8 protein-coding genes and 1 tRNA gene are annotated in these 9,399 nt (G+C 63.3%); all 9 read right to left on the bottom strand.

All coding sequences use genetic code 11. The features are described from left to right. Nucleotides 1-1,625 (bottom strand): COG1361 family protein (locus ACY34H_RS26080; protein WP_464976965.1); only part of this gene is annotated, 1,625 nt, incomplete at its 3' end. Beyond that, nucleotides 1,622-2,176 carry a hypothetical protein gene (locus ACY34H_RS26075; protein WP_464976649.1) on the bottom strand — a complete coding sequence of 185 codons (555 nt, stop codon included), beginning with the start codon at nt 2,174-2,176 and terminating at the stop codon, nt 1,622-1,624. The genes ACY34H_RS26080 and ACY34H_RS26075, both read right to left, overlap by 4 nt. After that, complete coding sequence (locus tag ACY34H_RS26070) at nt 2,173-5,034, bottom strand: hypothetical protein (protein WP_464980343.1); 2,862 nt, start codon at nt 5,032-5,034, stop codon at nt 2,173-2,175. The genes ACY34H_RS26075 and ACY34H_RS26070 overlap by 4 nt, the downstream gene beginning before the upstream one ends. Beyond that, a complete protein-coding gene (locus ACY34H_RS26065) occupies nt 4,971-5,555 on the bottom strand; it encodes a hypothetical protein (protein WP_464980342.1) in 585 nt (194 codons plus the stop codon). The genes ACY34H_RS26070 and ACY34H_RS26065 overlap by 64 nt, the downstream gene beginning before the upstream one ends. Before the next feature lie 230 nt (nt 5,556-5,785). Further along, on the bottom strand, nt 5,786-6,385 hold the full coding sequence (locus ACY34H_RS26060) for a 50S ribosomal protein L25/general stress protein Ctc (RefSeq protein ID WP_464980341.1): 600 nt from the start codon (nt 6,383-6,385) through the stop codon (nt 5,786-5,788). Between the two features lie 168 nt (nt 6,386-6,553). Further along, nucleotides 6,554-7,504: a ribose-phosphate pyrophosphokinase gene (locus ACY34H_RS26055; protein ID WP_137315776.1), complete on the bottom strand. Its 951-nt coding sequence runs from the start codon at nt 7,502-7,504 to the stop codon at nt 6,554-6,556. A gap of 151 nt (nt 7,505-7,655) precedes the next feature. After that, a tRNA-Gln gene (locus ACY34H_RS26050) sits at nt 7,656-7,732 on the bottom strand. A 96-nt stretch (nt 7,733-7,828) separates the two neighbouring features. Next, nucleotides 7,829-8,731: a 4-(cytidine 5'-diphospho)-2-C-methyl-D-erythritol kinase gene (ispE, locus tag ACY34H_RS26045; protein ID WP_464980340.1), complete on the bottom strand. Its 903-nt coding sequence runs from the start codon at nt 8,729-8,731 to the stop codon at nt 7,829-7,831. Beyond that, on the bottom strand, nt 8,728-9,378 hold the full coding sequence (locus tag ACY34H_RS26040; protein ID WP_464980339.1) for an outer membrane lipoprotein LolB: 651 nt from the start codon (nt 9,376-9,378) through the stop codon (nt 8,728-8,730). Before ACY34H_RS26040 ends, ispE begins: the two co-directional genes overlap by 4 nt. Nucleotides 9,379-9,399 lie beyond the last annotated feature (21 nt).

The following is a 9,399-nucleotide window of genomic DNA, read 5'->3' as shown; positions in this document are numbered from 1 at the left end:
CCGCTGTCCCAGTCGTTCACATGCCCCGTGAACCCCAGCGTCGGCACCACGCCCGCAGCGGTATAGCCGTAGGGTTCGTAGGCAGTCCGGCTGATGAGATTGCCCGTGCCGTCCGTCCGGGCCACCGGACTGCCCAGCGCATCGGTGTGGATATACGTGACGTTGACATTCGCGGCGGTCGTCATGGGATCGGCATGGGCCGTCTTCCCGCCGGCACCGCTTGCCGTCCAGGTGCAGTTCGACGGATAGCCTACCCAGGCCGCCAGCGGCGTTATCGAGCGCGAGCCGCTGAGCGCCATCGTTTCGTTGACCTGGTAACCGGTCCCCGATGCCGTGCACACGCGTGACAGCGACGTGGCATTGGTCGTGGACCATTTCATGGTCACGGCCTGGCCGACGACGAGCGCCGGCCGGGTAACGCTGATGGTGGGAAGCGGTGTCGTTGGCGTCGTTGGCGGCGTCGGTGCCGCCGCCGTCGTCATCGTGTGGGTGTAGGTCGTCGTGCCGCTGGCGCCTGTCGCCTTCCAGGTGCAGTTCGACGGGTAATTGACCCAGGCGGCCTGCGGCGTCACCGTGCGTGAGCCATTAACCGCCACCGTTTCGTTCACCGCATAACCGGTGCCGGACGCCGTGCACACGCGCGACAGCGATGTCGCGTTGGACGTCGACCATGCCAGGGTCACCGCCTGGCCAGCGGTCATTGCCGGCAGCGACACCGAAATCGTCGGTTTCGGTTTCGGTGTCGCTGCCGGGGCGGTGACCGTGACCATCGTCTTCGTCGTCGCCCCGAAGCGCAGGTGACGCTCCCACAGCATGCCCCAGTCGTATGCATGGGTACCGGTGGTGGCCGGCGCGGTGACGTTGAAGCTGACGGTGGTGCTGGCGCCGGGAGCCACCGTGGCAGCGCCCATTTCGATCCGCCCCATACCCCAGATGGTGTTGTCGATGGGACTCGACGTGCCCAGCCGGTAGCCATCGGCCTTGACCCAGGTGATGTTCCCGGTATTCTTCAGCGTGACCGATGTGCCGTAGCTCTTCCCGGCCACCATCGAGGTGGGCACGGAAAGCGCCGTGATCTGCGCATTGTGGATGGGGGCCGGTACCACGACGGCAACGGTTCGTCGAAACGTCTGGCCAAACCAGCGTACGTGCTCCACCAGCATCTGGTAGACGAAATCGTAATTGCCGGGGGTGGCGGGAGCCTTGACGCTGAAGGCGAAGGTGAAACTGGCCCCCGGCGCGATCGTGCGGCCGCCCAGGTCGATCCGGCCGACACCGAACTGGTTGCCGGCAGCAAGGTAGCCGAGCCGGTAGGGCTGGACGGCGGCCTGGCGCCAGCTCGTGTTGCCGGTGTTTTTCATCGTGACCGACACGTCATACCACTTTCCGGCCTCCATGCTGGATGGGACCGAGTAACTGGTCACCGCCGCATCGTCGTAGGGATCGTCGCCTTCGCCCGGCGGCGCCTGCACGTTCGGCGCAGGCAGCGTTTGCGCCTGGGCAGTGGCGCCGCCCCCTACCGCCACGCACAGCATGAGTGCCATCAGCAGGCCAAGCACGAATTCGAGCCACGTCGAGTGGCCCGCGCCGGCGTCGGCGCGGCGGGATTGGGGCGCGCGCATCATTTCACCTCCGCGATCGCGTGGTTGTGCAGATAGACGTAGCGGGTGGCCGATTGCGTGCCAACCGTCGAATACAGCAATTGACCGGCCTGGCTGTAGACCTGCACGCGGTTATGGCCGTCCGTGCCGACAATGCTGACGCGTCGTCCCAGGCCGTCGTACTGGTACGTGGCGAGATTCTTCGCAGCCGTCATGCGGTTGGCGAGGTCGAACGTGTAGACCTGCGCGCCACGCGCGGTGATGTTGCCGCGGGCATCGTAGCCATAGGCGAAAGTGAATTTCGCCGGCCCACCGCTGACGGCTTTGAGCCGGTTGGTGCCGGCATCGATGGCCAGCAGCGTATTGCGCGCATTGGCGCCGGCCGACACCGATACGGCGGTCAGGTTGTCCTGCGCGTCATAGCGGTAGGTGGCGGTTCCCCACAGGCTGGACGCGGTCACGCTTTTCAGCCGGTCCAGGCCGTCATACTGCATGGTGCGGCTGGTATTTGCTCCCGCCCCATCGGCAATGCCGCTGACATTGCCGTTCCCGTCATATGAATAGGTGTCCTTCAACACCGCGCCATCGCTTGCCGCGAGCGGCAGGCCGCGCGTGTTTTGCGTGAGCCTGCGGACGATATTGTTACCGTAGACGAAACCGGCGATCGCCCCGCTCGGGTGATACGTGACGTTGGTAGCGTAGCTCCCCACCCTGGTCGGTTCGCCGAGCGCATTGGGCGCGTATCGATGGTGAGGCTGTTGGCGGGATACGCCAGTTTCGCGGCCGAGCCGTTGGCGTCGTATCCGCGGTCGATGTCGTACACGCGCGCGCCATAGGCCAGGCTCTCCCGTTCGAGCAGGCGGCGCTTGTTGTAGGTATAGGTCCATTTCGCGCCGTTCGACGTGATCGTTTCCGGCAGGCCGTCGGCCGTCCAGGTCCGCGTGACCGGCGGGCTGCCGTCGCCGAACGTCGATGCCGTCATGCGGTTGCGCTTGTCATAGCCGAAGGTGGTGCGCGATGCGGTCATGGCTTTCGCCGTGGCCGTGTCACAACTGCCCGCCGAAGCCAGGGCCGCGCCGGTCACGCGCCACTCGATGTTGTTCGCGGCATCGTAGGCCTGCACCGTTGCGCCGGCTTCCGGCTCGATGGTCTTGCACAGGCGCTCATTGGCGTCGTACACATAGCTGCGCGTGACGCTCGAATTGGCGCCGCTGCGAACGATGGTCTTCGCCTTGCCGAACAGATCGCGCGCGATGGCGACCGTCACGTTCTCCGGCATGGCAAGCCTGGCCAGGGCGCCGTCGTCGGGATCGTCGAAGGCCTGGTATTCATGGGTAGTCTGGTTGCCGCGGGCATCGATCTTCGTGGTCCTGAAACCGGCATCGTAGGAATTGCTGGTGTACAGGCTGCCAAGCTCGCTGTCGGCTGTCGTGCCGGTAATGCGGCCCAGGCCATCGTAGGAAGTCGATATCCCGCCGCCCAGCGTTTCATGGCTGCGCTGCGGATACGATTCGAACGTGGTGCGGCCCGCGTGGTCGTGGCGCTGGCGCGTGATGCGGAAGGTATTTGCCTTGTCGCCGCTGTCCCAGCGCTCGACGAACACAGGGCGCCATAGTGCGTCGAAGTAGGTCCTGGCATGTCCGTTGCCGGTCGAGACCAGCTGCTGCCAATGGCCGGCCGGCAAGCCGTTCTGGCTGCTGGTGGCGCGGGTGAACGAGATGCCCGTGGCGGCCCAGGCTACCGTATCGCCCGCAGGATAGGTAATCGATGCGATACGCCCCATCGCATCGTAGCCAAAGGCCGTCGTCGATCCGGCCTCGTTGGTCAGCGACGTTATCCGGCCCAGGTTGTTCACCACGGCACTCTCGCTCCTGCCGTCCGCATAGCCGATGTTCTGGGCGATGCCGCGCTTGTAGTTGCTGAACGTGGTTGTCTGCCGGGCGCCATCCGACAGCGTTTGCAATGTGCCGTCGGCATGATAGGTCATCGACCGTTGCAGGCTGCCGAAGCTGCTGACGCTGGAGAGCGCGGCCGTGGCGGGATCGTAGGTATGCCTGGTCATCGGCTTGCCCTCCACCGTCACCTCCCCGACCTGCCCGATCACCCACTTCGACAGGTTGTTGTCGTAGGTGGTCTTTTCCTTGCGCGAGAAACCCAGGCTGCTCGATCTGGTCACTTCGGTCGGATGAGCGAATGCATCGAAGGTGCTCGCCTCCCAGGTGAACTCCTCGCCTTGCTGCGAGGTGACCCGCCGGTCCACCTCCATGACCTGGGCCGACAGGTAGCCATCGCCGCGCGGCTGCAGGCTCACCCCGAAAGGGGCGACTGCGGCGCGATAGTGCATCGTGATCGAGCGGAGAACGTCGCCGGAACCGCTGGCCACTTCCTTTTTTTGCAGCTGGCCTTCGGTTTCGCGGGACAGGGTGCCGAACGTGTGCTCGGTAATGTCTCCGCCGGGGTTGGTGACGCGGACGGTTTTCTCGGCTAGGCAGGCGCTGCATGGTGCCCAGCTCGACTTCGCCTCCGGATACTGCGTGGTCCATGTCAGCGTATCGAGACCGGGTCCGCCCAGTTGCTTGCTCGTCAGCGCATAGGTGTCGAACAAGCGTGGGTACGTGGCCGTGTACGTTTGCGCCATCACATCGAATCGGCAATTGTTTTGTACGCCGGCACGGCCGTGGCGGGTCGGGGTCAATGTAAATGTGCCGGTTGCCCCGGAAGGGTGCCGCATGGATCCGCTTGCGGCGGTGTCATAAACGATCCCGGGGCCGTCACAGTTGCCGTCTCCCTGGTACGCAAGCCCGACGGCGAGCGGGCTTGCTCCGGCAAGCTGCCATGCCGAGCCGTCCGGTAACGTAACGGTATTGAGCCGGGCTGCGAGGCCGGAGCCGCTGTAGCTGTAGGTCCAGGTTCGCGTACCGTCGGACACGCTTTTCACGGCAGGATTGGTCGAGCCAGGACTGACGTACGTCAATGTCAGCGTCCTTGGGCTGCCCGCTGCATCGGTTCCCACAATGGACTTGAGCTGCCATTTGTTCGCCGTGTCATAGGTATAGCTGACCTTGTTGCCGAAACGATCCGTGATGACCGTTGGCAGGATCCAGACTTCCACGCGGTTCAGTTGCGGGCTTGCGACTATTTCTTGTGGCAGGTTGGTATCGATTCCGGCACTGGCATCGCCTTGCGGGCCGGGTGCCATGCCCATACTCGGCGCCAGTGACGATTTCTGCATCGCGGGCAGCGAGCGCGTCGCCAGCCAGTCGAACTGGTACTGCGTGCCGTCGGGGGAGACGGCAACGAAACCCTCTCCTGTGGCGCCATTGCTGGCGGCCAGCGAGGGCAGGCAGCGGATCTGCCAGTTATTGCGTGTCACGAGCGGATATGCGGCAGCGGGATTGCCGGTCGGTGCCGCGGTGTAGGACGCCGTGCGCACCAGCATTTCCTGGTCGCCCTGGCCGGGGATGTAGAGGAAACTGCCGTGCCAGTATTCGGTGCCGATCCAGGAAGCAGTGCTGCCGCTTGCGGGCGTGGAAATCGTTGGTGGAACGCCGAAACTCGAGCAGCGAGCGCCGGTCCCGTGGGGATTGGTCCAGCCTTTGCCGATGAAAATATGCCGTGCAGATGCGGAATTTCGAGATCCCAACCGCCAAACAAGGTGCCCGTCTTCGCTTCCTGCCCTGCCACCAAGCGACGTCCGACGGACACCGGAATCGTGCTGTTTCCGGGGAGGCTGACGTCAGTCTGGGAGAACTCGAGCGTCCCCGTATAAAGATTGACCTTGTCGCCGAACAGGTCGTCACCGAGCCTGGTGACGGCGTTCGGCGCGCGAATCAGCTTGTTCTGCTCACTGTACGACGTGACGGTTTGTGCGTGCGACGGTACGGCCGCGACGATCGCCAGGATTGTCAGGCCGCGCCGTGCCTCGACTCCAAATTCGGTCTGCTGGAACCTCATACATGCCTCCCTCAGTGATTTCACTGAGGACGAGAGTTCCATTCTTTTGGCTCATCAATATTGACAATTGCCAATAGGAAAGAATTGCGAGCTTCTTTCCTGGCCAGGGATGCATGCGCGCAACACCGCAGCCGCCGTTCGCCAAGCGGTCTGCACCCTGCGCCATGATTTTTATTCAGATGAAAAAAAACCCGCCGAAGCGGGTTTTTTACATCGCAAGCCGAAGAAGATTACTTCTTCTCTTCGGTCGCAGCAGCGTCGGCGGAAACTTGGCCGGCCGGTACCGATGCGGTAGCGATCGTCAGGTCGGAACCGTGGGTGATCAGCGTCACGCCTTCCGGGAGCGTCAGGTTCGATGCGTGCAGCGAGGTGCCGACGTCCATGTTCGTCAGGTCGACGGTGATGAACTCAGGCAGGTTGCCCGGCAGGCAGGAAACTTCGATCTCGTTGGTCACGTGGCTGATGGTCGCGCCGTGCAGTTTCACTGCCGGGGAGATTTCAGCGTTTTCAAAGTGCAGGGTCACTTTGACGTGCACCGGCTGGTTTGCGTCGACGCGCTGGAAATCAGCGTGCAGCACCAGTTGCTTGTATGCGTGCATCTGGAAGTCGCGCAGCAGCACTTTCTGTACTTTGCCGTCGATTTCCAGGTCCAGCACGGAACCGTGGAACGCTTCTTTTTTCAGCGCGTGGTACAGCGCGTTGTGGTCCAGGGCGATCGTCACCGGGGCTTCGGCGCCGCCGTAGATGATGCCAGGGGTCTGGCCGGAAATACGCAGGCGGCGGCTCGCACCCGTGCCCTGCAGTTCGCGTTTGAATGCAACAACTTTCATTTGATACTCCAAGAAGAGCCGGGATGAATCATCCCGTTGTTATGAAGCTTCCCGCGACCAGGAAACTCCGAAAACCGGCAGCGATAAATCACCGCTGCCGGATAAAACTTTGGCGGCGCCGCTGGAAATCAGCGACGCCGCCTGGAATCGAATCGCCCGCCGAAAAAATCAGTCGACGAACAGGGAGATCACGGAATCGCCCTTGATAATGCGCTTGAACGTTTCTGCCAGCAGCGGGGCGCAGGTCAGTTGGCGGATCTTGCCGCAAGCCTTGCCGGCGTCGGACAGCGGAATCGTGTCCGTCACCACCAGTTCGTCCAGCGACGAATTGGTAATGCGGTCGATTGCCGGGCCGGACAGCACCGGGTGCGTGCAATACGCGATGACTTTCTTGGCGCCGCGTTCCTTCAGCACTTCGGCGGCTTTCACCAGCGTGCCGGCGGTGTCGACCATGTCGTCCATGATCACGCAGTTGCGGCCTTCCACGTCGCCGATGATGTTCATCACTTCGGAAACGTTGGCTTTCGGGCGGCGCTTGTCGATGATCGCCAGGTCGCAGCCGAGGCGCTTGGCCAGCGCGCGGGCGCGCACCACGCCGCCGACGTCGGGCGATACCACCAGCAGGTCCTGGTGATCCTTCTTCTGCAGGTCGCCCAGCAGGATCGGCGAAGCGTAGATGTTATCGACGGGAATATCGAAGAAACCCTGGATCTGGTCGGCGTGCAGGTCCATGATCAGGACGCGCTCGACACCGGCTTCTTCCAGCATGTTGGCAACGACTTTGGCCGAGATCGCGACGCGGGCGGAACGCGGGCGGCGATCCTGGCGTGCATAGCCGAAGTACGGGATGGCGGCCGTGATGCGGCCAGCGGATGCGCGTTTCAGGGCATCGACCATCAGGATCAGTTCCATCAGGCTGTCGTTGGTGGGCGCGCAGGTCGACTGCAGCACGAACACGTCTTTACCGCGGACGTTTTCGTTAATTTCGACCATTACTTCGCCGTCCGAGAATTTCGAAACGACCGCTTTGCCGAGGGGGATGCCGAGATTTTTCGCGACCCCTTCTGCCAACGCAGGATTAGCGTTGCCGGTAAAAACCATCAGGTTTTCATAAGCCATGGGAGTCCCAGGAAGGTAAGCTTTGACTTGAAATACCACCGATATGAAACAAGAAAATCGGCGTCTGAATAAAAAAGCCCCGGCTGAGCAGGGGCATTTTTTGTTTTTCTTGGATCTGGAGCCTCTCGCTTCGACAGACCCAATGAATTGGTGGCAGGGGAACAAGGATTCGAACCTTGGTATGCCGGAATCAAAATCCGGTGCCTTAACCAGCTTGGCGATTCCCCTACGCTTGACTGACTGCGTTCCGTCAGATGGCGAGCATTATACTAGCAAAACGACGTAACGCCAAATCTTTTTACGCTTCGCAACTTTTAACACCGTTTAAAGTGCCAGCGGGTGCTTGCCGAGCGCCTTTGCTTTCCACCCCTTCCAGGTGGCTGGTGCCTGTCGCGAAAATTCCGCAAGCACCGCATCGGCCTGTTCTTCGCTGTGAAACGCGCAGAACACGCATGCACCGGAGCCAGTCATCCTGGCATCGCCGTAAGCCCCCAGCCATTCCACCGCCTGTGCTACCGGCGGGAACAAGCGGGTGGCCACTTGTTGCAAATCGTTTTTCCCAAACTGCCGCAGATCACTGCTCTGAACCGCATAGTGCCTGGAAAAGTCCGAGATTATGACGCCGGCTGTGTTTCTTGTCAAATCCTCCGAGGTAAAAATGTGCGCTGTCGGCACCTGCACGCCCGGCTCGATGACGACGTACCAACAATCCGGTGCCGCGACGGCTTGCAGCGCCTCGCCCACCCCTTCCGCGAACGCGGTTTCGCCGAAGAGGAAGAACGGGATGTCGGCGCCCAGCGGCAGGCCGAGGTCCATCAGCTCCTGTTTCGACAGCCCGGCGTTCCACAGGCGGTTCAGCGCCAGCAGCGTGGTGGCGGCATCGGACGAGCCGCCACCCAGGCCGCCGCCCATCGGCAGGACCTTGTGCAGCGCGATGTCCACGCCCGGCGGCAGCGCGCCCGTGCGGCGCAGCACTTCCCCCTGCAGCAGCCGGGCCGCGCGGATCACCAGGTCCTGCTCTTCCGGCACGCCGGGAATGTCGGTCGCGCGGTGGATTTGTTCATCGGCGCGCAGCGTGAAGTCGAGCGTGTCGCAGCGGTCGATCAGCTGGAAAACGGTTTGCAGCAGGTGGTAGCCGTCCGGCCGGCGGCCGGTGACGTGCAGGAACAGGTTCAGCTTGGCCGGTGCCGGGCAGTTCGCCAGGCGAACGTCGTTCGGGCTGGTCATGGCGCGGCCGCTGCGTCGATCACGATGCGGATGTCGACGCTCTCGATGTCGCCGCCGGCGCCGCGGCGGGCATCGATGCGGCGCGGCTTCGGCGGCGTCACGCCGTCCTGCCACGACACGAATTCGAGTTCCCAGCCATCGCGCGTGGTCACTTTCGGCTGCGCCGGGCTGGCGGCAAAGCGCTTGCCGTCCGCCGCCACCGCGTAGCCTTGCAGCCAGTCGCGCAGGCCGGCCACCGGCAGCGGCCAGCCGAGCACCTGCGCCGTCAGCGTGTCGACGTCGGCGGCGCTGCGCGGCGGGTTATTACCCTCTTTCAGGATGGCCTCCCCGGGCGTGACGGCGATCGTCGCGATCGTCTGGCCGAGCGGCGATGCCAGCGTCACGTCGGTGCGCGCGGCGCGCTGGCGCCAGGCGAACTTGCCGGAAATCGATTCCTGCTTGCCGTCGCGCAGGTAGTTGACGGACAGGCGGCCGTCGAGTTCCACCGTGTCGGCATACGGCGCCACGGCGGCGGTGGAAAGCGGGGCTTGCGGTGCGGTGGCGCAGCCGGCCAGCAGCGCGGCGGCGCAGGCCATGGCGGCGAAACGGCGGGCGAAGTGGTGGGTAAAATGGGGAGAGAAATGGGGAGAAAAACGGGCCTTGGCCATGCGGTCCTTGTCGTTGGTGAT

It is taken from the genome of Pseudoduganella sp. jia 9 (assembly GCF_055502615.1).
This window is presented reverse-complemented; position numbering and strand designations above follow the sequence as displayed.